This is a genomic window from Sulfitobacter sp. S223, assembly GCF_025143825.1.
GTDB lineage: Bacteria > Pseudomonadota > Alphaproteobacteria > Rhodobacterales > Rhodobacteraceae > Sulfitobacter.
This window is the reverse complement of sequence record NZ_CP083560.1, coordinates 2,585,510-2,609,120: the sequence shown is the minus strand read 5'-3', so window position 1 is coordinate 2,609,120 and position 23,611 is coordinate 2,585,510. Positions and strand designations below refer to the sequence as shown.

General features: G+C 58.2%; 28 protein-coding genes and 1 pseudogene. 14 read left to right on the top strand and 15 right to left on the bottom strand.

Annotated elements, in window-relative coordinates; genetic code table 11:
* Window positions 1-43: 43 nt before the first annotated feature.
* The 10 genes and pseudogenes from K3757_RS12450 to ureG all read left to right on the top strand — a co-directional run bounded on the left by K3757_RS12450 (window position 44) and on the right by ureG (window position 5,940).
* Window positions 44-895 (top strand): urease accessory protein UreD, encoded by an 852-nt coding sequence (locus K3757_RS12450; RefSeq protein WP_259995962.1) that lies wholly within the window; start codon window positions 44-46, stop codon window positions 893-895.
* A gap of 3 nt (window positions 896-898) precedes the next feature.
* The gene (locus K3757_RS12445) at window positions 899-1,201 is read left to right on the top strand and encodes an urease subunit gamma (protein ID WP_259995960.1); all 303 of its coding nucleotides are present in this window, start codon (window positions 899-901) and stop codon (window positions 1,199-1,201) included.
* A gap of 21 nt (window positions 1,202-1,222) precedes the next feature.
* Complete coding sequence (locus K3757_RS12440) at window positions 1,223-1,390, top strand: hypothetical protein (protein WP_259995958.1); 168 nt, start codon at window positions 1,223-1,225, stop codon at window positions 1,388-1,390.
* A pseudogene (locus K3757_RS12435) lies at window positions 1,387-1,689 on the top strand (urease subunit beta); the annotation flags it as partial. The gene K3757_RS12440 and the pseudogene K3757_RS12435, both read left to right, overlap by 4 nt.
* Window positions 1,678-2,055 carry a lysozyme inhibitor LprI family protein gene (locus tag K3757_RS12430; RefSeq protein ID WP_260001247.1) on the top strand — a complete coding sequence of 126 codons (378 nt, stop codon included), beginning with the start codon at window positions 1,678-1,680 and terminating at the stop codon, window positions 2,053-2,055. The pseudogene K3757_RS12435 and the gene K3757_RS12430, both read left to right, overlap by 12 nt.
* Before the next feature lie 23 nt (window positions 2,056-2,078).
* Window positions 2,079-2,402: an antifreeze protein gene (locus K3757_RS12425; RefSeq protein ID WP_259995956.1), complete on the top strand. Its 324-nt coding sequence runs from the start codon at window positions 2,079-2,081 to the stop codon at window positions 2,400-2,402.
* A 4-nt stretch (window positions 2,403-2,406) separates the two neighbouring features.
* Window positions 2,407-4,116, top strand: a complete 1,710-nt coding sequence (gene ureC / locus K3757_RS12420) for an urease subunit alpha (protein ID WP_259995955.1) — start codon at window positions 2,407-2,409, stop codon at window positions 4,114-4,116.
* Between the two features lie 54 nt (window positions 4,117-4,170).
* The gene (locus tag K3757_RS12415) at window positions 4,171-4,665 is read left to right on the top strand and encodes an urease accessory protein UreE (protein WP_259995954.1); all 495 of its coding nucleotides are present in this window, start codon (window positions 4,171-4,173) and stop codon (window positions 4,663-4,665) included.
* Entirely contained in the window at window positions 4,631-5,299 is a 669-nt protein-coding gene (locus K3757_RS12410; protein WP_259995953.1) for an urease accessory protein UreF, read from the top strand. Before K3757_RS12415 ends, K3757_RS12410 begins: the two co-directional genes overlap by 35 nt.
* A complete protein-coding gene (ureG, locus tag K3757_RS12405; protein WP_259995952.1) occupies window positions 5,296-5,940 on the top strand; it encodes an urease accessory protein UreG in 645 nt (214 codons plus the stop codon). Before K3757_RS12410 ends, ureG begins: the two co-directional genes overlap by 4 nt.
* Here the strand turns inward: ureG and K3757_RS12400 are convergent.
* Window positions 5,937-7,328, bottom strand: coding sequence for a M20 family metallopeptidase (locus K3757_RS12400; protein WP_259995951.1), 1,392 nt, complete (start codon window positions 7,326-7,328; stop codon window positions 5,937-5,939). The genes ureG and K3757_RS12400 overlap by 4 nt on opposite strands.
* Window positions 7,329-7,565: 237 nt before the next feature.
* On the opposite strand from K3757_RS12400, the gene tal reads away from it, so the two are divergent.
* Together tal and K3757_RS12390 are read left to right on the top strand one after the other, a co-directional pair.
* Window positions 7,566-8,507: a transaldolase gene (tal, locus tag K3757_RS12395; RefSeq protein ID WP_259995950.1), complete on the top strand. Its 942-nt coding sequence runs from the start codon at window positions 7,566-7,568 to the stop codon at window positions 8,505-8,507.
* Window positions 8,491-9,030, top strand: coding sequence for a peptide-methionine (S)-S-oxide reductase (locus tag K3757_RS12390; protein WP_259995949.1), 540 nt, complete (start codon window positions 8,491-8,493; stop codon window positions 9,028-9,030). Before tal ends, K3757_RS12390 begins: the two co-directional genes overlap by 17 nt.
* Before the next feature lie 9 nt (window positions 9,031-9,039).
* Here K3757_RS12390 and K3757_RS12385 read toward each other — a convergent pair whose 3' ends face one another.
* The 8 genes from K3757_RS12385 to K3757_RS12350 form a co-directional block, all read right to left on the bottom strand.
* Window positions 9,040-9,819, bottom strand: coding sequence for an SDR family NAD(P)-dependent oxidoreductase (locus tag K3757_RS12385; protein WP_259995948.1), 780 nt, complete (start codon window positions 9,817-9,819; stop codon window positions 9,040-9,042).
* The gene (locus K3757_RS12380; protein WP_259995946.1) at window positions 9,816-10,916 is read right to left on the bottom strand and encodes an FAD-binding oxidoreductase; all 1,101 of its coding nucleotides are present in this window, start codon (window positions 10,914-10,916) and stop codon (window positions 9,816-9,818) included. Before K3757_RS12380 ends, K3757_RS12385 begins: the two co-directional genes overlap by 4 nt.
* On the bottom strand, window positions 10,913-12,349 hold the full coding sequence (locus K3757_RS12375; RefSeq protein ID WP_259995944.1) for an FAD-dependent oxidoreductase: 1,437 nt from the start codon (window positions 12,347-12,349) through the stop codon (window positions 10,913-10,915). The genes K3757_RS12380 and K3757_RS12375 overlap by 4 nt, the downstream gene beginning before the upstream one ends.
* Window positions 12,346-12,627: a (2Fe-2S)-binding protein gene (locus K3757_RS12370; RefSeq protein WP_259995942.1), complete on the bottom strand. Its 282-nt coding sequence runs from the start codon at window positions 12,625-12,627 to the stop codon at window positions 12,346-12,348. Before K3757_RS12370 ends, K3757_RS12375 begins: the two co-directional genes overlap by 4 nt.
* Window positions 12,624-13,523: a dihydrodipicolinate synthase family protein gene (locus K3757_RS12365; RefSeq protein ID WP_259995941.1), complete on the bottom strand. Its 900-nt coding sequence runs from the start codon at window positions 13,521-13,523 to the stop codon at window positions 12,624-12,626. The genes K3757_RS12370 and K3757_RS12365 overlap by 4 nt, the downstream gene beginning before the upstream one ends.
* 8 nt (window positions 13,524-13,531) lie before the next feature.
* Window positions 13,532-14,422 carry an SMP-30/gluconolactonase/LRE family protein gene (locus K3757_RS12360; RefSeq protein ID WP_259995940.1) on the bottom strand — a complete coding sequence of 297 codons (891 nt, stop codon included), beginning with the start codon at window positions 14,420-14,422 and terminating at the stop codon, window positions 13,532-13,534.
* A complete protein-coding gene (locus K3757_RS12355; RefSeq protein ID WP_259995939.1) occupies window positions 14,419-15,585 on the bottom strand; it encodes a CaiB/BaiF CoA-transferase family protein in 1,167 nt (388 codons plus the stop codon). Before K3757_RS12355 ends, K3757_RS12360 begins: the two co-directional genes overlap by 4 nt.
* 224 nt (window positions 15,586-15,809) lie before the next feature.
* The gene (locus tag K3757_RS12350; RefSeq protein ID WP_259995938.1) at window positions 15,810-16,604 is read right to left on the bottom strand and encodes an IclR family transcriptional regulator; all 795 of its coding nucleotides are present in this window, start codon (window positions 16,602-16,604) and stop codon (window positions 15,810-15,812) included.
* A 70-nt stretch (window positions 16,605-16,674) separates the two neighbouring features.
* Here K3757_RS12350 and K3757_RS12345 point away from each other — a divergent pair, with 70 nt between their 5' ends.
* Together K3757_RS12345 and K3757_RS12340 are read left to right on the top strand one after the other, a co-directional pair.
* The gene (locus tag K3757_RS12345; protein ID WP_259995928.1) at window positions 16,675-17,280 is read left to right on the top strand and encodes a hypothetical protein; all 606 of its coding nucleotides are present in this window, start codon (window positions 16,675-16,677) and stop codon (window positions 17,278-17,280) included.
* Between the two features lie 13 nt (window positions 17,281-17,293).
* Window positions 17,294-17,968: a protocatechuate 3,4-dioxygenase subunit beta gene (locus K3757_RS12340; RefSeq protein WP_259995927.1), complete on the top strand. Its 675-nt coding sequence runs from the start codon at window positions 17,294-17,296 to the stop codon at window positions 17,966-17,968.
* 22 nt (window positions 17,969-17,990) lie between these two features.
* Here K3757_RS12340 and arsB read toward each other — a convergent pair whose 3' ends face one another.
* The 6 genes from arsB to paaG all read right to left on the bottom strand — a co-directional run bounded on the left by arsB (window position 17,991) and on the right by paaG (window position 23,585).
* The gene (gene arsB / locus K3757_RS12335; RefSeq protein ID WP_259995926.1) at window positions 17,991-18,998 is read right to left on the bottom strand and encodes an ACR3 family arsenite efflux transporter; all 1,008 of its coding nucleotides are present in this window, start codon (window positions 18,996-18,998) and stop codon (window positions 17,991-17,993) included.
* On the bottom strand, window positions 18,995-20,260 hold the full coding sequence (gene arsJ, locus K3757_RS12330) for an organoarsenical effux MFS transporter ArsJ (protein WP_259995920.1): 1,266 nt from the start codon (window positions 20,258-20,260) through the stop codon (window positions 18,995-18,997). The genes arsB and arsJ overlap by 4 nt, the downstream gene beginning before the upstream one ends.
* Window positions 20,257-21,255: an ArsJ-associated glyceraldehyde-3-phosphate dehydrogenase gene (locus K3757_RS12325; RefSeq protein ID WP_259995916.1), complete on the bottom strand. Its 999-nt coding sequence runs from the start codon at window positions 21,253-21,255 to the stop codon at window positions 20,257-20,259. Before K3757_RS12325 ends, arsJ begins: the two co-directional genes overlap by 4 nt.
* Window positions 21,252-22,097 (bottom strand): helix-turn-helix domain-containing protein, encoded by an 846-nt coding sequence (locus K3757_RS12320; protein ID WP_259995912.1) that lies wholly within the window; start codon window positions 22,095-22,097, stop codon window positions 21,252-21,254. The genes K3757_RS12325 and K3757_RS12320 overlap by 4 nt, the downstream gene beginning before the upstream one ends.
* 85 nt (window positions 22,098-22,182) lie before the next feature.
* The gene (locus K3757_RS12315) at window positions 22,183-22,782 is read right to left on the bottom strand and encodes a TetR/AcrR family transcriptional regulator (RefSeq protein ID WP_259995909.1); all 600 of its coding nucleotides are present in this window, start codon (window positions 22,780-22,782) and stop codon (window positions 22,183-22,185) included.
* 23 nt (window positions 22,783-22,805) lie between these two features.
* Window positions 22,806-23,585, bottom strand: coding sequence for a 2-(1,2-epoxy-1,2-dihydrophenyl)acetyl-CoA isomerase PaaG (gene paaG / locus K3757_RS12310; RefSeq protein WP_259995905.1), 780 nt, complete (start codon window positions 23,583-23,585; stop codon window positions 22,806-22,808).
* Between the last annotated feature and the right edge of the window lie 26 nt (window positions 23,586-23,611).

The window sequence follows — 23,611 nt, the reverse complement described above, 5'->3', positions numbered from 1 at the left end:
ACCCGATATGGCGCTGTGATCATCTTTGGTAAAAGAGAGATGAATGAGTCTGGATAATCACACCTTGCCCGATGAGGCCGCTGCTGCGCACTGCGCCGTCCCGCCGCGCGCGAGGGGGGCGGTTTCGCTGTTTGTCCATTCACGGGACGGCGGCACCCACCTGTCCGGATTGCGTCAGTCAGGATGCCTCAAGTGTATCCTGCCCAAAGTGTTTCGTTCTGACGCCGAGGCGGTGCTGGTAAATACCGCTGGCGGTGTTACCGGCGGGGATCGGATCGAAGTGGGTGCGACGCTGGACGAGGGCGCACACCTGAGTATCACGACCCAAGCGGCCGAACGCATTTACCGGACTGTTGATGGAACGACGGGCCAGATCGCATCGCGGTTCGACGTGGGCCAAGGCGCGCAGCTTAATTGGTTGCCGCAAGAAACCATTCTGTTCGATCGCGCGCGCCTGTCGCGCAAACTGGAGATAAATCTGAGCAAGGATGCCCGGCTGTTGATGTGCGAAACGCTTGTCTTCGGTCGCGCGGCGATGGGGGAGCGCGTGCATGATCTGCATTTGCTGGACCGCATTGATGTCAGTCGAGATGGTGTGCCGGTGTATCGTGATGGCATCCGGTTGAATGGTGATGCCAGCGCACTGCTTGGGCGTGCGGCTATGGCGAATGGCGCGGGCGTGGTGGCCACGCTGGCCTTTGCCGCGCCAGAGGCCGAACAAATGCTGGCAAAAGTGCGTGCGTTGCTGCCCGAAACCGCAGGTGCCAGTCTGCGCAGCCCCGGCCTGCTTGTCCTGCGCGCTTTGGCCGAGGATAGCCTGAGCTTGCGTCGTTTTATGATACCCGTGCTGGAATTGCTTTCCAGCCAACCGCTACCTGCTGTCTGGAGACTGTGACCCATGCAATTGACCCCCCGAGAAAAAGACAAACTATTGATCGCCATGGCCGCAGAGGTGGCGCGTAAACGCCTTGCCCGTGGGGTGAAGTTGAACCACCCCGAAGCAATCGCTCTGATCACTGATGCGGTGGTGGAGGGGGCGCGGGACGGCCGCTCTGTGGCGGATATGATGGAGGCGGGCGGCCATGTGATTACCCGCGATCAATGTATGGAAGGGGTGCCCGAAATGATCCACGACGTACAGGTCGAGGCGACCTTTCCCGATGGCACCAAGCTGGTGACCGTTCATAATCCGATCCGTTGATCCCGAATAGGAGACCCCGACATGAAAACGCTTTTTTCCGCTTTGCTTTTTGTCTTTACAGCCACTTTTGCCGCGGCACATGAGGGTGCGTATATGCACCACCACCTTGGTGAGCCCAACTGGCTGCCGCTGCTGGTCGGTCTGTTTGTGATCGCAGCGGCTGCGGTCATCGGCTGGGCACAGAAATGACCCCCGGTGAAGTCTTTGTGGCCTCCGGGTCGATCACTCTGAACGATGGTGCAGACGCGATAACACTGATCGTCGCCAATACAGGCGACCGGCCAATTCAAGTCGGCAGTCACTATCATTTCGCCGAAACGAACCCGGCGTTGGATTTTGACCGTACGGCAGCGCATGGTTTTCGACTTGATATCGCAGCTGGCACTGCGGTTCGTTTTGAGCCGGGTCAACGCCGCGAGGTTCAATTAATTCCCATTGGCGGTGCGCGGAAAGTTTTCGGGTTCAACAGCAAAGTCATGGGGCCTTTGGCGTTGGCCGCCGGGCTGCTGCTCGGATCGTTCTTTGCCCCTGTGGCGCAGGCGCAGACCGCAGCGGACTGTATTTCGCCGCAGGCACAGCAGATGATGAACGCCTGCGCCGCAAAAGAATATCAGGCCGTTGATGCCGCGCTGAATGAAGCATGGAAACCGGCCAAAACCTTTGCAGATGCCATTGGCCGGGGGGATGCGTTGTTGACTGCACAGCGCGCATGGCTGGCATACCGCGATGCTGCTTGCGAAGTACACGCAAGCCCCTATGAGGGGGGCTCGATACAGCCGCTGGTTTACAGCACTTGTATGACTGAACTGACTGTGCAGCGCACGCGAATGCTGCTTGATTTCCACGCTTATTAGATCACGCGCTCAGGAGAGCTGCTATGAAATATGAAAATATGCTACCCGATCCCTTCGCCTATCTCGCCAATACGGTGCAGGTCGCCCATATGCTGGCCGAGGCTCAAATGGTTGTCGGCATGCGCCTGATGGGCATGGCGGGCATCTGGTCTGTCCCCCAGGCAGAGGATTCGCGGATGGTGTCCGAAAAAGTGCAGGCGGTGACCCGCTCTGCGACAGATGCGGGTGCCGCGATGATGCGTGGCGAAACACCTGACAAAATCACAGCCGCCGCAATAAAGCCGTTGCGCCAGAAGACCCGCGCAAACGCAAAACGCCTTGGAAAACGTGGTCTCAAGAGGAGCTGAAAATATGCCGGTTCAAATCCCCCGCGCGCAATATGCGGCCATGTACGGCCCGACCACAGGCGACCGTATCCGCCTAGCTGATACCGATCTGGTTATCGAGGTCGAGCGTGATCTAACAACTTATGGCGAAGAAGTGAAATTCGGTGGCGGTAAGGTGATCCGTGACGGGATGGGCCAAAGCCAGATCAGCCGCGCAGGCGGGGCTATGGATACCGTTATCACGAATGCGCTGATTGTGGATCATTCCGGCATCTACAAAGCGGATGTCGCCCTCAAACACGGGTTGATCGCGGCCATCGGAAAGGCCGGTAATCCCGACACGCAAAGTGGCGTCGACATCATCATCGGGCCGGGCACAGAGATCATCGCAGGCGAGGGGCGCATCCTGACGGCAGGCGGCATGGATAGCCACATACACTTTATTGCGCCACAGCAGATGGAAGACGCGTTGCATTCCGGCGTGACAACTTGTTTCGGGGGTGGGACCGGGCCCGCGCACGGCACGTTGGCCACCACCTGCACGCCGGGTCCGTGGCACATCGGTCGGATGTTGCAGGCGTTTGATGGCATCCCCATGAACATCGGTCTGTCAGGCAAAGGCAACGCAAGCCAGCCCGAAGCGCTGGAAGAAATGGTGCGCGGCGGTGCCTGCTCTCTTAAGTTACACGAGGATTGGGGAACGACCCCCGCGGCGATTGATTGCTGCCTGTCGGTCGCCGACGACATGGATGTGCAGGTGATGATCCACACAGACACCCTGAACGAAAGCGGCTTTGTCGAGCATACCGTAGCGGCCATGAAGGGCCGCACCATCCATGCGTTTCATACCGAAGGGGCAGGGGGCGGTCATGCGCCTGACATCATCAAAATCTGCGGCGAAGACTACGTCTTGCCCAGCTCTACCAACCCCACGCGGCCCTTTACAGTCAACACCGTAGAAGAGCATCTGGACATGCTGATGGTCTGCCATCACCTTGATAAATCCATCCCCGAGGACATCGCCTTTGCCGAAAGCCGCATCCGCCGCGAGACGATTGCAGCAGAAGACATCCTGCATGACATGGGCGCGTTTTCCATCATCGCGTCTGACAGTCAGGCAATGGGGCGCGTGGGCGAGGTGCTGATCCGTACTTGGCAGACAGCTGACAAGATGCGCAAGCAGCGCGGCCGTCTGGCTGAAGAAACCGGCGATAACGACAACTTCCGTGTGCGCCGTTATATTGCGAAATACACCATCAACCCCGCCATTGCGCAGGGCGTCAGTCATGTCATTGGCTCGGTCGAGGTTGGCAAGCGCGCCGATCTGGTTCTGTGGAATCCGGCCTTTTTTGGTGTGAAGCCAGAAATGGTCCTGATGGCGGGCACCATCGTCGTGGCGCAGATGGGCGATACAAACGCCTCCATTCCTACGCCGCAGCCGGTTTATTCGCGCCCGATGTTCGGGGCCTTTGGCCGATCGCTCACGGAATCTTCGGTGACGTTCGTGTCGGGTGCGGCTCACGCCGACGGCATTGGCGCGTCTCTTGGGCTGGCCAAGCAAACCATTGCCGTGAAAAATACCCGCAACATCGGCAAGAAAGACCTGATCCTCAACAGTGCCCTGCCTCAGGTAGAGGTTGATCCGGAGACTTACGAAGTCCGCGCCGATGGCGTTCTGCTGACGTGTGAACCGGCAGAGGTGCTGCCGATGGCGCAGCGATATTTCATGTTCTGACGGGTCACACACAATGAAACCAAGCGACCAATCCACCCCAAGCGAAAGTGCATCATGACTGACTACCTGACCCAAACCACCCGCGCAGCAGGCACTTGGACCGGTTCGGTTCCCACATGCGAGCTAAGCTATGATGAACGTTTTTTGCGCCGGAAGGTGATCCAGACGACCGATGGGCGCAGTGTGCTGGTGGATTTGCCAAAGACAACGTCGCTTAACCACGGCGATGCTCTTGCGACTGCTGAGGGGCAGTTGATCGAAATCATCGCGGCCAAAGAAGAACTGCTTGAGATCACCGGTGACAATCTGGTGCAGCTGGCTTGGCACATCGGCAACCGCCATACACCTTGCCAGATCGAAGCGGATCACCTGCTGATCCAGAATGATCCGGTCATTGGACATATGCTTGAGCATTTGGGCGCAGTGGTCACAAAGGTGCAGCGCCCCTTCACGCCCGAGGGCGGAGCATATGGTCATGGGCGCACCCATAGCCATGAACATGGACACACGGCGCATGATCACAACCACAGCCATGACCATGCCCACTGATCCGATCCTTGTTCTCAGCCAGTGGTTTTCGCCGGCCTATCCCTTGGGAAGCTTTGCCTATTCGCACGGGCTTGAACTGGCGATACAGGAGGGCAGCATCAGCACTGCCGCGCAGCTGGAACTTTGGCTAGACGATCTGCTGCACCACGGTACGGGACATACTGACGCGATCTTTTTGCAGGCTGCCTATGCCTGTGACGATATTGCTGGCGTTGAGATGCTTGATGCGCATGCACGTGCTTTTTCTCCAAGCGCGGAGCGGTTGTTCGAAAGCGTCCAGCAGGGCGGTGCCTTTGCGCGAACCACCCGTGACATCTGGGGCCTTGAATTGCCGGACCTCCTGCATCCGGTTGCCGTAGGTTATGCAGCACGGCAGCTTGATCTTCCGGTCACCATGACGGCAACCCTGTATTTACAGGCATTCGTTGCAAACCTTGTGTCTTGCGCTGTGCGGCTTGTGCCGCTGGGCCAAACCGACGGGCAGGCGGTGCTACGCCGTCTTAGCCTGCTGTGTCCCCAGATCACTGCGCAGGCGGCTCGGGAGGGGTTGGACGGTTTGATGAGCGCCACTTTCGCCTTTGACATCGCGGCCATGCGACATGAAACACTCAACCACAGGATTTTTCGCACATGACCAAAATGAATGGCCCCCTGCGGGTCGGCATCGGTGGCCCTGTCGGGGCCGGAAAAACCACTCTTACTGCGGCTATCGCGCGCGCGTTGCATCCTCATCTGTCACTGGGGGTGATCACCAATGACATTTACACCCAAGAGGATGCCGAGGCGTTGATGCGTATGCAAATACTGCCTCAGGACCGCGTTATGGGCGTTGAGACAGGGGGCTGCCCACATACCGCGATCCGCGAGGACGCCTCGATCAATCTGGCGGCTGTGGCCGAGATGCAGCGCCGCCATACCGATCTAGATCTTGTCCTGATTGAAAGTGGCGGCGACAATCTGTCAGCGACCTTCAGTCCGGAGTTGGCAGACCTGACCCTCTATGTGATCGACGTGGCCGCAGGTGAGGAAATTCCGCGGAAAGGCGGCCCTGCCATCACAAAATCCGACCTGCTGGTGATCAACAAGACCGATCTTGCCCCGCATGTCGGTGCCTCGCTGGAGGTGATGGAGCGTGATGCAAAACGCATGCGTGGCGATTTGCCTTTTGTCTTCTGCGCGCTGCGACACGGGGAAGGCGCCGAAGCCGTGGTTCGCCACATCATTGCCGCTGGTGGTCTGTCGGTTCCTGCCTTTGCCCAATCCGAACCAGCCTAGTCTTGGTCGGGCGTGTTTTGCCCGATATCCCAGAACAGACCGGCCATAATTTGCATGGCCTCGCGGCAGACGGGTTTAAGTACGTGTTCATCCGGCGCGTGCTGGTTACAGCCCAGATAGCTGTGCGGAATCCAGATGGTTGGCAGGCCCAGAATATCGGCAAAGCAGTCATTGGGCAGCGAGCCTGCCAGATTAGGCAAAACATGGGGCGGTTTGCCGGTGGTGCGCGTGATGGAGTTCTCTACATACGCGACCCAAGGGTGGTCGGGTTCAAGTCTGGTCGCGGCAAAGATGCCGTTGTCCGCCCCTTCGATGAGGACCTGCTGAAAGCCATTGGCATCCAAATGACGACGTAAGGCAGGAAGGACCTCTTGCGCATCGGTGCCTACCACATAGCGCAGTTGGCATGAGGCCCGCGCGCTGCCTGAAATCGCATTCAGCGGTGCTTCGGGCGTGCCGGATTTCATCGCCAGAATGGTGAAGCTGTTCCAGCCATAGGCGCGCTCTGCCGGTGTTAAGGTTGCTTCGCCCCAATCGGTATCGACCCTTGGCTGCCCTTCGGCGGCGCCCACGGGCAGAGCGCGCAGTGCCTCGCGCACCGCATCGGTCAGGCTGGTTGGCCGCCATTCCGGTATCCGCAACTGACCGCGCGCATCGGTAATGCTGGCCAGCGCATGACACAGGATCATCGCCGGATCAGCCAGCAGCCCACCCCAATTCCCCGAATGATGCGCGCCGTCGCGCAGTTTCACCACCAGATCAAACCCGATGCCTCCGCGTGATCCCATGAACATCGTCGGGACATCCGCGCTCAACCTTGGCCCGTCCGACGCAATCAGAACATCCGATTCAAGCGTTTCTTTGTGCAACTTCATCATCTCGGCCAGACCGGGAGAGCCGATCTCCTCGCCTGTTTCCATCACGATCTTGACGTTGAAACCCAGCTTGCCGCGCACCGCGAGTACAGTTTCAAGGGCGGCAATATTCACTAGATGCTGGACCTTGTTGTCCGCAGCGCCGCGACCATAGAGCCTGTCACCCTCTTCGGTCAGTGTGAAGGGTTCCAACCCTGCGCGCCATTGGTCATCCTGCCCCAACACCACATCGCCGTGACCGTAAGACAGAACTGTTGGCAGGGCTGCATCCTCGATCCTCAGCGCAATGAGGAAGGGGCCGCCGCGTCCGGTAGGATTGTCATGCAATGAGCAGACGAAACCCATCGCCTCAAGCCTCGGGCGCATGGCGGTTTCGAGATAGCTGACAAGCACATCTGCTTGTGCGGGATTCTGGCTTTCGCTGCGGTAGCTTACCAAACGGGCAAGATCGGATTGTAGCGCGCCACTGTCGAAATAGCTGGCAGCTTGGGTTAGAGCGTTCGCACGGGACATCGGGCAGCCTTCGCTTTCTTGGGGGCAGGGTGGTCAGCCGTTTGTAACCGTTCATGCCGCATAAGGCACGACGCTTGATGCGTTCTGATTGCTATTTTCTTTGCATTTTCGCGCATTGCGCCCAAGCGGCGCGGGATGGATGGATTCACTGGCGCAGGTCCGCTACACCGAACCCAACATTGACGGATTCGACAAAGGCACCATGCCCGCGCCGGACGCAAAGCAAGGAAACATGATATGACAAATGTGTTGGATCAACTGCGCACCATGACGACCGTGGTTGCCGATACCGGCGAAGTAGCCGCTGTTAAAACCTATAAGCCGGTGGATTGTACCACCAACCCGTCGCTGGTTCTGAAAACGCTGGAAGACCCTGCGTCAGAGGAATTGGTAAAGCGCGAAATCGAAGCGGGCAAAAGTGCCGGTCTGAACGCCGAGCAGGTCACCGAAGTGTTGACCGTTGCCGTGGGCGCAGAGCTGGCAGCACTGGTTCCGGGCCGTGTTTCAACCGAAGTGGATGCGTGCCTGTCTTTTGATACCGATGCATCTGTCACACGTGCGCGGGCGATCATCGCTGAATACGCCAAGCGGGGCGTTGGCAAGGAAAAGATCCTGATCAAGCTTGCCGCGACGTGGGAAGGCATCCGTGCAGCAGAGATCCTGCAAGACGAAGGCATTGATTGTAACCTCACACTGCTCTTCTCGATGGCGCAGGCTGTGGCTTGTGCTGATGCAAAATCTTTCCTGATCTCACCTTTTGTGGGCCGCATCACAGATTGGTACAAAAAGGCCGAGGGCCGTGACAGCTATGCCCCCGATGAAGATCCGGGCGTGAAGTCCGTGCGCGCCATCTATGACTATTACAAATCCAACGGGATCAAGACGGTCGTGATGGGCGCCTCTTTCCGAAGCTCTGATCAGATCAAGGCGCTGGCAGGCTGTGACAACCTGACGATTGCGCCCAGCCTGCTGGATGAGATGGCCAAGGACACAAGCACGCTTACCCGCGTGTTGTCGCCCGAAAACGCAAGCGGTGTCGCTCCGGTCAAAATGACCGAAGCGCTGTTCCGCTGGGAAATGAACGCCGATCCTATGGCGACAGAAAAGCTTGCGGAAGGCATCCGCAACTTCGACGCAGACCACAAGAAACTGATCCGCATTATTGCGGCGCGGATGTGATCCGGTTGCGCTGCGCGTTTGCCCGCTTTTGACGGACGTGCAGCGCATCGGCTTTGGCGGCGGCTGCCATTGGTGTACCGAAGCGGTATTCAGCGCGCTGCGCGGAGTAGATCGGGTATCGCAGGGTTTCATCGTATCTGACCCGCCAAACGACAGCTATTCAGAGGCGGTAGAGATCGCCTTTGATCCGGTGCAAGTGCCAATGCAGGTGCTGGTTGATATTCATCTGCGCACACACGGCAGCACGTCGAACCACAAGATGCGCGGCAAATATCGCAGCGCTGTCTATGTTTTCTCACGGGCACAATCTGAAGAAGTCACAGACGTGTTGCGCCACTTGGCGCACGATTTCCCAGCGCCTTTGGTCACACAGGTCTTGTCCCATCGTGGGTTCAAACATTCTGACCCGCGGTTTCAGGACTACCAAGCGCGCAATCCCGAGGCGCCGTTTTGCACGCGCTACATCGATCCAAAGCTTGACCTGCTTCGGCAGCAGTATTCGGACTGGTTAAAGAAGCCCTGAGCGCGGCTCCTAAAAGCGCCCGCAATCCACTTTCATTTTGTCGCCTGTAATGGCCGATGACAAATCGCAGGCGTAATAAAGCGCTGCGCGGCCCACTTCTTCGGGGGTAACCCAACGTTTGAGCGCGGCAACATCCGTATAGTTCTGCCGCTCTATTTCTTCTACAGGTAGGCCTTCTGCCGCTGCGCGTTTGGCAAGAATACGGTCCATGTTCTCTCCCGAGACAGCGCCGGGCATCAGCGCATTCACCCGCACGCCAAGCGGACCCAATTCGCGGGCCATCGTTTCTGTGATGCCGATCAGTGCGAATTTTGATGCGACATAGGCTGATCGCATAGGGTACCCCTGAATACCCATCAGAGAAGACATGTTTATAATTGAGCCGGATTTTTGGGCGCCCATGATCTTGGCTGCGGCTTGCAAGACGTGCATTGCGCCGACCAGATTGACGTTCATGCAGGCCACCCATTCGGCCATATCCACATCAGCCACTGCTGCAATCGGGCCGGGCCCACCGGCGTTATTCAGCACAACATCGACGCGGCCAGTGATCCTGAGCGCTTCATCAAACATCGCGTCTACCTGATCCTGTTGCGAAACATCGCAGGTGATTGCGTGACCACCGATCGCATCGGCGACAGTTTTCAGCGGCTCAAGCCTGCGGCCAGTGACAAGCACAGTTGCGCCTGCTTGGGCAAAGATGTGCGCCGTTGCAGCGCCGATACCGGACCCTCCGCCGGTCACGATTGCAAGCTTGCCGTCAAGGCGGCTGGGGTCATTTTTCGTCATGTGAGTGCTTTCTCAAAGTCGCGGCCCGGGTCAAACAGGGGCAATTCAGGATCCCGCCCGAGGATGAAGTCGCCCATCAACTCGCTGATATAAGGGCCGATGGTATAACCGCCGCGCACACAGCCAAGCACGAAGGCATCAGGCACACCGGCAAGCGCGCCCGCCAGAGGATAAAAATCCGGTGTATTGGCTTCAAATCCGGTCCAGCTGCGCAATACGCGGGCATCCTTCAGGGCGGGCACCGCAAATTGTGCCAACGCAAGATTGGGCGATAGGCTTTCGGCGGTGACTTCGCCGCGTCCTGTCTGTGGCGTCCCGCGCCCCTGCCAGCCACCCCCGATAAGAACGGTGCCATTTGTTTTCTGTTTCATCGTCAAAAGGCCGGTGGCATGGCCGATGACATGGGACATGATCGTCGGCATTCTTTCGGTCACCGACACAGTGTTAATGCGCGCAGCCACGGGTAGATCGACGCCCAACATGCGGGCCAAGGGGCGCAGCCAGCCGCCTGCGGCAAGAAGAACGCGAGTGGCACTGACTATCCCGCCTTCCGTCTGGAGGGTGAAACCATGTGCGCTTCGGGTGATCTGCGTGACCGCGCATCGCTCGCGGTAGGGGATGCCCGCTGCGCCTAGCCGCGCGCGGTAATACTGTCCTGTCAGCGACGCATTTGCATACCCGTCCTCAGCGCAAAAGCTTGCGGCTTGCACCTTTTGGGACAGGTTCGGCTCGGCCTTGCGCAAGGCCTCGACAGAGATGAATTCAATTGGTGCGCCCGCCGCTGCTTTGAGTGTCTGCCGTTCAAGCAGCAATTCCGCTTCGCGGGGTGTGAAGGCAACGGTAAAGCCACCTGTCTTGTGAAAGCCGACCGCATCCCCCATCTGTTCCCACATTCGGTGCCCGCGCAATGCGTAGGGGATCAGGCTGACCCGCTTGATTTGCAGGCTCAGGGTGCCAGCATTGACGCCCGATGCACCCTGGCCCAAGTCCCCCATGTCCAGCAGGATAGGGCGCATACCGCCTTGCGCGACCCGAAGCGCTGCGCCGCATCCCATAATGCCGCCGCCGATCACGGCTATGTCGTATGGTTCACTCATAATGGCGCGGGTTTCGGGATTGGCAGATCATCATAGTCAAATCCCTCGGCTATCGCCGAGACGGGGACAGGGCGCAGGGGCGGGCGTGGTGTGGGAGGATGAATGTCGCCAACCGCGCGGGAAGTCTGGTTGGCGATCAGGCGGGCAATCGCGGTCTGGCAGAACTTGCCGCCACACGGACCCATGCCCGCACGCAAACCCGATTTGACCGCATTGGCGCTGCTGGCACCGGCGCTGATTTCCGCCGTGATTGTGGCACGCCTGATATCTTCACAACGGCACATGATCGTCTGCGCCGTGCTCCATTCGGCCATACCCGCGCGCGGAATGCTAAGCGCGGCCATGGCAATACCAAATCGCGACCGCGCCGCGTGACGACGACTGAGTGCGCGGATTCTCTGCACCAGACCTTTGGCCCCAAGATCACTTGCCGCTTTCAGCCCTGCCAGTGTGCCTTGGGTTTCCGCTGCATCCGCCCCGCGAATGCCAGCGCCATCGCCGCAAAGATAAAGTCCGCTTACATCGGTGCTTCCATCTACTGTGGCTTGCGGTATCCACCCGCCAAGCGCCGGATCATGACAAAGCGTGGCGCCCGCAAGTTGTGCCGCCTCGGTCGCTGGTATCAGGCCATGGCCCAGGCACAGGCTATCGGCAGACAAATGGCGCGCGGTGCCACGTGGTGCCCATGTGTGATCTACGCTTTGAACATTGACCGCGCTCACTGTCTGCTTACCCTCGACCGAGGTCACAGTATGTCCCCACAGCACCGGTACGCGCGCCAGTGTTAGGTCTGCGATCCACAGCATACCCCGCAGAAAAAGCTTGGGACGGCGGAGCAGCGCGGGAAGGACCTTGAGCCAGTCGCAGCGCCTGTTGGGGGTAACCACAGCGACCACCGTGCCGCCCAAACGGCGAGTTTCGCTGGCCGCATAAAAGACCAGCGGGCCGGTGCCTGACACGACAGTGGCCTGTCCTGGCGGGATTTGCTCTGACTTCATCAAGGCTGTGACACCGGCCAGCCCCAGTACGCCGGGGGTGGTCCAACCGGGTAGTGGCTGTACAAATTCCCGCGCGCCGCTGGCCAGCACAAGCGCGCGGGCTGAGTGTTGAGTGACCTTGTCGTCTGTCAGCAGATGCACAGCCCAGTCAGCGCCAACACGCTCTATCTGCCACAGACGCGTGCTGCACAGATAGGTGAGTTTGCCCGAGTTGGTTGCCGCCAAGAGCCGCGCCCGCAGGGCATCGCCCGCGCGGCTTTCTGGGGTTGTGGGGGTCGAGCGTATCGAGGCGGATTTTGCGCGCCAGACCTGTCCGCCTGCAGTGGCCTGTTCGTCGATCAACAGCACTGTCTTTCCTGCGCCTGCCGCCGCGAGTGCGGCATTTGTGCCAGCTGGTCCCGCGCCAAGCACGGCAATATCATAGGTGGCAGTCATTGACGGGAGTCCATGGAACCTATCCGCAGACCTTCACGCACTGCGACACGGCAGGCCTCAATGCTGCGGCCGTTGATTAAGACTGAGCATTCCTGACATAGGCCCATGCAACAGAACATGCCGCGCGCGGGGCTGCGCAATTGTCTGATCCCGTTGCGCAACAGGGCTGCTGTGAGGGTCTCTCCCTCCGATGCTGTGAGCGGTGCGTCATTGTAAAAGAACACCACCTGCGCAGCGCGCGTGATCTTATCCTGTTGAGAGGGGATCAGACGGATCATGAATAGCTTATCCCGAGCCGGTCAAAGGTCTGCCGGATTTTGTCTACGTCCGCTGGCGCCAGCGCCATGACCGGATCGCGCGGCACACCCGCGGGTTGGCCAATCAGGTTCAGCGCCGCCTTAAAGGCTGCTGGCCACGTGCCCAAGCCCATCAACATCTCATACAGCACTGTCAGCTCCATATGGGTCTTGCGGTATAAAGCATCGGGGGCAGAGGTGCCCATTGCCGCCATTTCTGACGGTTTGGTCGTTGTGAACTCTGGCCCTGTGGCGATGAAACCCTTGGCCCCCAGCGCAAAAGCGGGCAGGATATAGTGACAGGGGCCCGTCATAATCGCCATGCGGTTTGCCAGACGATCCAGCAGATGGGTGTGGTAGAAAAAGTCGCGTTGGGATTCTTTGATGCCAATGACGTTGTGTGCGTTCAGCAACCTCTCTGTCTGGTCAACCGTCAGGGAAAATCCCATTCTGCGCGGCGAGTTGTATAGAACCAGCGGTAATTTTGTCGCCGCAGATATTTTGTCAAAGCGGGCCATCAACTCGGGCTCTGATACTTTGAGAACATATGTCTGCGGCATCGACAACAGAACATCCGCGCCGTTTTCTTCGGCCGCATTGATATAGCTTACCGATGTTTCGATCACCGGCGCGGAAATACCCATCATCACATGCACGCGGCCTCTGGCGGTGTCTTTGGCCAACCGGACCAGACGGCCGCGCTCGGCCGCGCTAAGCGCCCAGCTTTCGCCGTTGTCTCCGGCTATGCAAATGCCTGTAGCACCCCGCGCGATGAGAAATTCGAAAAGTTCGACAAAGGCGTCTTCCATGATGTCGCCCTTCGGAGAGAAGGGGGTGGCAATGGCGGGGACATAGCCGTGAAGGTCATCTTTGTTCATGCCGGTTCCTAAATATCTGTCAGGTCACACTGAAAAATCGCGCCGTGTTGGGCATCAACGATAAACAAGTGTTTTGAATTGTCGGGATGAAAGGTCACAGACGTGGTCCAAAGCCCTTCTGGCAGGCGGACTTCGGCAATCGGATCACCCAACGCATCGAATACATATGCGCGCCCTGCTTGTGCTTGGGCGATGGCAATCCAGCCGTCGCGATTGCAGGCCAATCCGTCAGGGCCAAGCCCGCCGGACAGCTGCAAGAAGGTGCCGACCATCGGATAGCCTGTGTCGGGCAGCCGTGCTGAGAGGCGCCACACCTGATTGGCACGCGTCGCCGCAACATAGACCCACTCACCGTTCGGTGACAGACAGATGCCGTTGGAATAGGGGATGTTTTCCAACACAAGGCGCAGTTGGCCATCAGGCATCATGACATATAATCGGCCCGTAGGGTCACTTAGCGACGAACGTCCGCTATCGGTAAACCACAGCGCACCATCAGGGGCATAGGCCATGTCCGACAGGCCTAAAAAGGGATGGTCTTTCAGACCTGTGCTTATGACCGAATATTGCTCTGTGCCGGTTAGCTCGATCAGTCCATGGTGGTAATCTACGGCGATATGACGTCCATCTGACGCAATCCGCATCGCATGGGGTGCGCCGTCAATCTGGTGTTCCAAGTGCCATGCGCCTTGCGGCGCGACCCGAAAGACGCGGCCATACGGCACATCGCTTAGCCACAGATCGCCATGGCTGTCGAAAAAGGCACCTTCAAGAAATGAATGCATGGCATGACCGGGGCGTGTCATCTTCGCCCAGTCGGAAGGCATGCCCTTGTGGCGCAAGTGCTCTGGCAGTTTTGCAAATGGCTGTGCTGTCATGATCGGGGCGGGGCGCATCATCTGATAACCCCGATGTCCCGAAGGTGTTGGATGTCTGTCGCACTGCGTCCTGCTTCTGCCAAGACGGCTTCGCTATCCTGACCGTGGCGGGGCGGCGCTTTGGTCAGTGCCGGACCGCCCTGCGACATGTGGAACGGGGATAGGGGCAAGGTGACCGACGGATCATCGGGGCTGCCTGTAAAATACCCACGTGCCCGCAGTTGCGCACTGTCGACGGCTTCTGACAGCGGCTTGATCCGGTCACAAGGGAGATCATTCGCTCGCAGCACCGTGATCCATTCTTCACAGGTCCGACCTGCAAAAACGGCCGCTAGATCACGGTTGAGCTGTTCCGCGCACGCCCATACATCGGACCAATTGTTGATTGAAGAAAGGGCAGGGATTGGCTGTTGTAGGTTCGTCAGCACGCTCCCAAGGCGGCGGTATTGCGCGGGTGTGAAGACGCCCAACATCAGCTTGCCCTGTTTCGTATCGTAGGCTGTGATCCCCGCCTCCTTGGCTCGGACGGTGTGAGTGGCATGTTGCGCTGCCGCAGCTTCGGGTGCCATGAGATTCATCGCGACTTCGAGCATAGAGACAGAGATCGTGCAGCCTTCTCCGGTCATGTTGCGCTGGTTCACCGCTGCAAGGATTGCGAAGGCTGCGGAAAGGCCAGCGGTATAATCAACAAACGACACAGCAGGTTTATGCCCGTCTGACTGGTCGATGATGCCACTGCCAGCCTGAATGACGTTGTCATAGGCCCCTGTCTGCGCCAGCGGGCCGGTATCCCCATATCCTGTGAGCGAACAATAGATAAGCTGCGGGTTCAGCGCGCGCAAATCACAGGGGCCTAATCCCATCACAGCCAGCGCGCCTGTGGTGTAGTTTTCTACAAGAATATCGGCGTTCAGCGCCAGATCACGTAGTATTTTGGCACCTTCGGGAGTCGATAGATCAACTGCAAGCGCGCGCTTGTTTCCGCCTTGCACCTGATAGTTCAACCCCAAACCTTGTGCGTTTAGCGCATCATCGGGGCCGCGTTCTCTTGCGCAATCCGGCGCGTGCGGAGGTTCGATCTTGGTCACGTCTGCGCCAAGCAGTGCAAGCTGATAGGTGCAGTAAGGGCCAGCTAACACATGCGTGATGTCCAGCACCCTCAGATTTTTCAATGCACCGGACACCGATAGCTTTCCTTATTCATAGCGTGACTTGCCGTTTCCCTAACTGTATTGTATGCAAAACGTAGTTCAATATACAAGACTATAGATAAGTGCAGCAACATTCCGCCCCAAGAATGGGGTGCAGGTTTCAGGCGGTTTTGCAGAGGAGAGGGTATCGGTTGACTGACGACGTCCAAATGCGGTCTCTGGACGGTGTGCGCCTTCAGCCAGGCACCGGTGCGAGGTTACGCGCCGGTATACCCCAAACCACGGGAGATATGCTGCGCGGTTTCGGCAACGGCAGGCCAGTAAAAACTTTCGATCCTGGTTTCGTCAAAGGCACCATCCGGACCAGAGATGTTGACGCAAGCCACGATGCGCCCCCGGGCATCCCGCACCGGTGCCGCAACGCTGGAGCCTCCGGGTTCGCGAAAACCTTTGGAATAAACGTAGCCTTTGGCGACAACGTCGTGAACACGCTCAATCAACATGTCGGCGTCTGTGGGGGTGTGTACAGTCACCGCAGCCATGTCCTGACCGCTACAAAACGCGCGCAACTCTTCTTCGGACAAATCGCTCAACAGGCACCAGCCGATGGCCGAGGCATAGGCTTTTTGCCGCGTGCCAGTGACCATGTTGCTCACATATCCTGCGCGCGCCTGATGACTGCTGAGGTACAAAACGTCCGTCCCTTCAAGCACGCTCAGATGTGCGCTGATGTTAACCTTGTCGCGCAGGGCCGACAGATGCGGGCGGGCGATTGCGGTCATGGGTTGTTGGTTGAGATAGGCAAACCCGAGGTTCAGCACCCGCGCGCCCAGCGTATAGGTGTTCTTCTGTTCGGCTTCCTTGATAAACTCCATCTGGCGCAGCGTATAGACAAGGCGAAAGGCAGAAGACCGGCTGATCTCCAACGCGCGGGCGATTTCGCTCAGCGACAGTGGTTCGTCAGAGGCCCCGAGGGTTTCAAGCACTTTCAAACCGCGATGCAAGCCCGGAACGAAATAGACTGCGTGGTTGGCGGCTTCGGGCTGGGTCATATGGCTCTCTTGGTTTGTGGCCTGCGTTGTTTAGTATATAAAACAATCGTTGCGCAATAAAGGATAGCCGATGGATGCCGACGTAACCCCAAACATACTCCCCGCCACAAACGAAGACACGGTAGGGCCCTATTTTCCGATCTATTTCGAAGACCCCGAGCTGATGGACATCAGCCGATTGCATCATGGGCTGGTGGTAGGGCCGGAAGGGACGCCGATGATCTTGCGGGGCAGGGTACTGGACCGTCACAAAGATCTGGCGAATGGCGTCCTGCTGGAGTTCTGGCAGGCCAACGCCAAGGGTGTATACGATACGCCGGACAATGCCGGACACCCTGATTTGGACCCGTGGTTCCACGGCTATGGCCGCATCCGCACCGCCAGCGGCGCATTCGAATTCAAAAGCGTCAAACCCGGAGCAGCTGTGGGCCGCGCACCTTGTATGACGCTGACAATCTTTTCTGACGGGATCAGCCGCATCGTCACGCAATTGTTTTTTGATGATGAACCCGCCAACGCTGCCGACCCGTTGCTTGCTTCATTGCCGCCAGAGGATCAAGGCAAGCTGATTGCGCGTCACGACGGGCGCACCCGGAACGGCTATGAGGTGTATGTAATTGATATCGTGATGGCCGGTGAGGGTGAGACACCCTTCTTTGATGATTTGGCAAGCTAAGGGAGGAACGGGCATGGTCACTAGAGATCAAGGCAGATTGCTGCAAATCGGGCCGACGGACAACACGTCTGATCAACGCACGCCGCGGCAACGCTTGCGGCTGATCCCGGAGGCCGCGCGTGCGTCTTTTGTGCCATACGCGCCGGCCCGCGCCATGATCCGGCCGAATGAAGCTGATATGACCCGTATCGCCCCCAACCGTCCGCGCGCGCAAGGCCAGCCCATAGAGGTTTCCGGAACCTTGCGCAGTGAGACAGGCCGACCTGTCGCGGGCGCTTTGCTGGAGGTTTGGAGCGCGAATAGCTTTGGCCGCTATACCCACAGTGAGGATGGCAGCGGCCTACAACTTGACCCGAATTTCCTGGGGCTTGGACGCATCATAACGGATGAAGCCGGGCGGTACGCGTTCTGGACAATCAGTCCGGGTGCCTATCTGGCCCGACCCGATATCGGGCGCTGGCGTCCAAAGCATATCCATATTTCGGTCACGGGCGGTTCTTCGCGCCTGATTACGCAGATGTATTTCCCGCGAGAGGAAAACAATGCATCCGATCCTATGGCGATCCTGATGGGCGATGCCTTTGTGCGCAACGTCGGGCAAGAGTATGACACCCCTGATCGTGATGTCGATCAGGGCTACCGGTTTGATATCGTCGTTGGCGGGCGCAATGCGACATTTTTTGAATGAACTTGTTTGGGCATGACTGCCTTCATGAAAAGCGCGCCCGCGTTCGGTTCGCGAATGCAACCAATGTCAGCATTACCGGAACCTCAACCAGAACGCCGACAACAGTTGCCAATGCTGCGCCCGAGTTCAGGCCGAACAGGCTGATGGCAACAGCGACCGCCAGTTCAAAGAAATTCGACGTACCGATCAACGCGCAAGGGGCAGCAATGCGGTGCGGTACTTTCAGCGCAAAGGCCGCCGCATAAGCAATTGCAAAGATACCATAACTTTGCAGAATGATTGGCACGGCAATAAGCACGATGATGAACGGCTTGGACACGATCACCTGACCCTGAAGGCCGAACAGGATCATGACCGTGACAATCAGCCCGACCACCGAATAGGGTTTTACCCTTGCTTGGAACGCCGCGATCGCTTCGGCAGAGCCGAGGCGTTTGCGCGTTAGCAGTCCGGCAACCAACGGCAACGCGATGAACAGCACAACCGACAGGACAAGGGTGGACCACGGGACGGTCAGATCAGTGACCCCCAACAGAAACGCCACGATCGGTGCAAAGGCGATAACCATAATCAGATCATTCACCGACACCTGAAGCAGTGTGTAGGTCTCATCGCCGCGGGTGAGCTGTGACCATACAAAAACCATTGCTGTGCAGGGGGCAGCGCCAAGCAGGATCAGCCCGGCGATGTATTGCATTGCGTCTTCAGGCGGTATCCATGGCGCAAAGACATATTGAAAGAACAACACGGCCAAGGCAGCCATTGTGAAAGGTTTGATCAGCCAGTTTACCACCAGCGTGATCATCAACCCGCGCGGCTGCTTTGCCACGTCACGCAGCGAGGCAGGATCAACGCCGACCATCATCGGATAGACCATCGCCCAGATCAGCACCGCCACCACCAGATTGACGCTGGCCACCTCCGTGGCAGCAATGGCAGTGATCACAGACGGGGCGAAGTTGCCCAGCAAAATACCGGCCCCCATGGCCAAGGCAATCCACAGCGACAGGTACCTTTCAAAAATGCTCATGCAAGGGCACCTTTTTGTGTTTGAAGTTCAAGCCGGGAGACAGCCAGCCAGCTTAGAGCTATCATCGTAGCAGCAGTGGCGAGACACAACGCCAGTCCACCGAGCTGGTAAGTCAGGCCGGACAATACGGTCCCAACCAGTCTGCCCGCTGCATTGGACATGTAATAAAACCCAACGTCCAGCGTGACCCGCTTTGCATCGGTAAAGCTGAGTATCAAGTAGGAATGGAGCGCCGAGTTGACAGCAAACACCCCGCCGAAGATTAGCAGCCCCAGCACAATTGTTGCCGTAAGCGCAGGTGAGGCCGCTGGCACGAACCACACCAATGCCGCCAAGAACGCGGGCACAAAAATGAGCGCACCAACCCAGTGACGCGCTTGCAGCAGGATATCGCCCTCGGTTCGGGAGGTTGCGCGCAGGATGCGCGGGGCCCAGCCCTGCACGATGCCATATAGGATCGTCCAGACGGCCATGAAGCTGCCGATCATGAAAAACGCCGCGCGGTTGCCGTCTTCGCTGCCGTCCGACAGCACTGCGTAGAAATAGATCGGGATACCGACAACAAACCAGACGTCGCGCGCACCGAATAGAAAAAGCCGCGCGGCGCTTAGCCAGTTTATGTTGCGGTTCTTGGACAGTACTTCTGTGAATTTGGCGTCCTTGCGTCCGGTGGGCAGGCCCGTGGGCATTGCAAGAAAAACGCAAACAAGGATGGCAAACAGAACCACAGCCATGCCCAGGACAGACGTCACGAAACCGATGGTGCCCAGCAATAATGCACCCAGCAGAAAGCCAAAGCCCTTCACGGCATTCTTCGAACCCGTCAGGATCGCAACCCAGCGAAAAAGGCCCGCGCCATCGCTTGGGGCGAGGATCTTGACCGCGCTTTTAGCGCTCATCTTGGCCAGATCTTTCGCAACGCCCGAAAGACCCTGTACCAGCATCACGAAAATCACAGAGGCTGTGATACTCCAGCTTGGGTCAAGCCTTGCCAGTGCCAGCAGCGCGATGACCTGCAGCGCCAACCCAGCATAAAGCGTTTTAGTCAGACCGAAACGGGCAGCGATCCAGCCAGCGGACAGGTTGGTGATGACGCCTGCTATCTCATAGAGCACAAACAGATAGGCCAGCTGCACCGGCGAGAAGCCTAGCGTATGAAAGTGCAACAGCACCAGCATCCGCAGCGCGCCATCTGTCAGCATAAAGGCCCAATAGGCCGCCGTAACGGTGATATAAGCCGCAAGGCCCGCAGGACGTGTCACAGCTTGCCGCCCACCATCAGGGCCACATCAACCAGACGGTTGGCATAGCCGAATTCGTTATCATACCATGCGTAAATCTTCACCTGTGTGCCGTTCACAACCATGGTCGAGAGAGCATCAATGATGCTGCTGCGCGGATCGTTGGTGTAATCGGAGGAGACCAGCGGCCGCTCTTCGTATCCCAGAATGCCGTTCAATGGCCCCTCTGCCGCCGTTTTGAACAAGGCGTTGATTTCCTCCACAGTCGTCTCGCGGGACATCTCGAAAACGCAGTCGGTGATGGAGGCATTCAGCAGGGGCACCCGAACCGCATGACCATTCAGCTTTCCCTTAAGCTCGGGGTAAATCAGCGTGATCGCTGTGGCAGAGCCTGTGGTGGTAGGGATCAGATTTGTCAGAGCCGACCGCGCGCGGCGCAAATCCTTTGCGGGGCGGTCTACGATTGTCTGCGTGTTGGTGACGTCGTGGATCGTGGTGATCGACCCGTGCTTGATCCCGATCCCGTCGAGCAACACCTTCACTACCGGCGCGAGGCAATTCGTGGTACAGCTGGCGGCCGTGACAATGTGGTGCTGGTCGGGGGCATAGGTGTCGTCATTAACGCCGTAGACGATATTGGCCGTCGGGCCATCCTTGACCGGAGCCGAAATGATCACCTTCTTCACGCCAGCAGCAAAGTAGGGCGCGAGCTTGGCTTCGGTTTTGAAGGCGCCGGTGCAGTCAATCACAACGTCCACACCGTCAAGCGGCAACTCTTCGAGGTTGCGGGTACAGGTCACGGGAATGCGGGTGCCGTCGATGCTGATCGATGTCTCGTCGGCTGTAAACGCGGCTGGCCAACGGCCGTGGATTGAATCGAACTCCAACAGATGTGCATGCATCGCGGGGTCGCCCACCGCGTCATTGATAAAGGCGATCCTTGCACCTCTTTCCAGAAGTGGGCGAAGGGCAAGCTTGCCGATACGGCCAAGGCCGTTGATGGCATATGTGGTCATGATGTTGGTTCCTCTGTGGCGGGGGCCTTGCCAATGGCGTCTATCTGTTTTTGTAGCGATCCACGGTCCAAAGCTTCGAATGAAAGCGCGGCGAAGGCGGAAAGCCGGTTGCGCAGCGCGCCATAGGTCTGGTGAAAGGCCAGTCGTTTTTCCGCTTCGGTTCCCTGAGCTTTGACTGGGTCGGGCATGCCCCAGTGCCCCGAAACGGGTTGGCCGCGCCAGGTCGGGCATTCTTCATTCGCGGCGTGGTCACAGACAGTGAAGACGAAATCCATCACCGGTGCGTCCGGCCCCTGAAACTCTGTCAGGTTTTTGGACCGCAGGAGAGACACATCATGGCCCTTTGTCTCCAGCATCTCGACCGCAAAAGGGTTCAAGGTAGAACGATGTGCTGTGCCCGCCGAATAGGCTGTAAATTTGTCGCCAGCCAAGTCTCTCAAAACAGTCTCCGCGATGATTGAACGCGCGGAGTTGCCGGTACAGACGAAGAGTACGTTGAGTTTTCTGTCCTTAACCGGTGTCTGGAGGAATTCAGCGAATTGTGGTGGGCATAGGTCCGGTCGCCCACGACAGCAATCGGAAAAAAGTCCTGTTACAACTTCGCGCGTGGTTTCAAGGTTCACAGCATAAAGAAGCCGTGTGCCGTCGCGCCGTTGGCTGATCAGTCCTGCTTGCGTCAGCGCTGACAGATACACAGACGCGGTGCTGGACTTGAGCGAGAGGGCGGCGGCGATTTCACCTGCTGGCACCTCATCTGGACAACGCCGCATAAGCAGCCTGAACACGGCCATCCGTTGTGGGTGGCTCAGGGTCGAGAGGCGGTTGATGAGTATAGTTTCCATAATTCATGAATATATGAAGTTATGATTTTGGCAAGAGATTCTTTTTGCTGGCAAGAGGTTTTTCTACGGCCATGAATAGGGAGCTTCAGGACAGGCTCGGCGCCCCGCCGATGACAAGCTGCGCAATGATTTTGGCATGCGCCCTGCGCGTTTCGGCGTCCGCATTGCGGCACCATTTGTAGTGCCAGTTCAGCATCCCGAATACCGACATCGTCAGCGCCCGCATCTTGCCGCTGTCTGCCACAATATCGGGTGGGGTGATCAGGGTCAGGATCGTCTGGCCGTAACCAATGAGATCACTTTGGTGTTGGCGTAGAATCTGCTGTTGCTCTTTTGGCAGAGCTTTTGTCGCGTTCAACAATACTTCATGTTCCGCGTCTGCATCCTGATAGGCCAGCAGAACTTCGGTAATCATGTGCAGGACCTTGGCCTTCGGGTCGCTGCTGGGAAAGCTCAGGTTGCCAATGCGGTCGCGCAGGTAGCGTAGGTGGCTGTCCAGAATATCGAACAGAAGCGCCTCTTTGCTTGGGTAGTAATGGTATATGTTAGCTTTGGAGATGCCACATACCTGTGCAACTTCGGCCATTGATCCGCGGCCATATCCCACATCGGCGAACAAACGGGCGGCGGCGCGCAGGATGGCATCGCGTTTGTCGTCATGGTCTTGGGCAATGGGGCGGGGCACAGTGGTATCCTTTGTTGGTAAGGTCAGCGGCCTAGAAAGACGGGGGCGCGCTTATTGAGAAAGGCGCTCACCCCTTCGGCGTAGTCGATGCTTTCGCCGCAGGCTTTCATAAGGTCGGCTTCCAGCTCAAGGTGGTCGTCCAGCGTGTTTGTCGCAGCGGCATCTATGGCGCGCTTGGTGCTGGCGTAGCCAAAGGTTGGACCGGACGCCAGTTTAGCAGTCAGCGCACGGGCTTCTTCCATCAGGGCGTCATCGGGACACGCTTTCCAGATCAGCCCCCATTCAGCAGCCTGACTGGCGGTCAGCGGCTCTGACGTAAGCGCAAGACCGCGCGCGCGGGCAGGACCAAGCAATCGCGTCAGCTGCCAGCTGCCGCCAGTGTCCGGGATCAATCCGACCTTTCCAAAGCTCTGGATGAAACGGGCAGACTGCGCCGCAAAGACCATATCGCAGTTAATCGCAAGGCTTGAGCCCGCACCTGCGGCGACACCGTTGACAGCACAGACCACGGGCATTTCAAGGCCGCGCAATTGCCGCACGAGCGGCGCCCAGAACTGGCGCACCGTTTGGCCCAGATCAGGGGGGGTATCCATCTTGGCAGGGTCCCGTTCGCCCAGATCCTGACCTGCGCAAAAGCCGCGACCTGCGCCTGTCAGAAGCACTGCGCGCTTGGCTTTCGCGTCCTCAAGGGCAGCGCGGAGCGCTAGATGCATCTCTTCGTTGAAGCTGTTCAGTCTGTCGGGGCGATTAAGGGTGATTTCGACCCAGAGTCCGTGGTCTTCGATTTGGATTGTATCTGACATTGCATCCTCCCCTTTGGGAAATATCT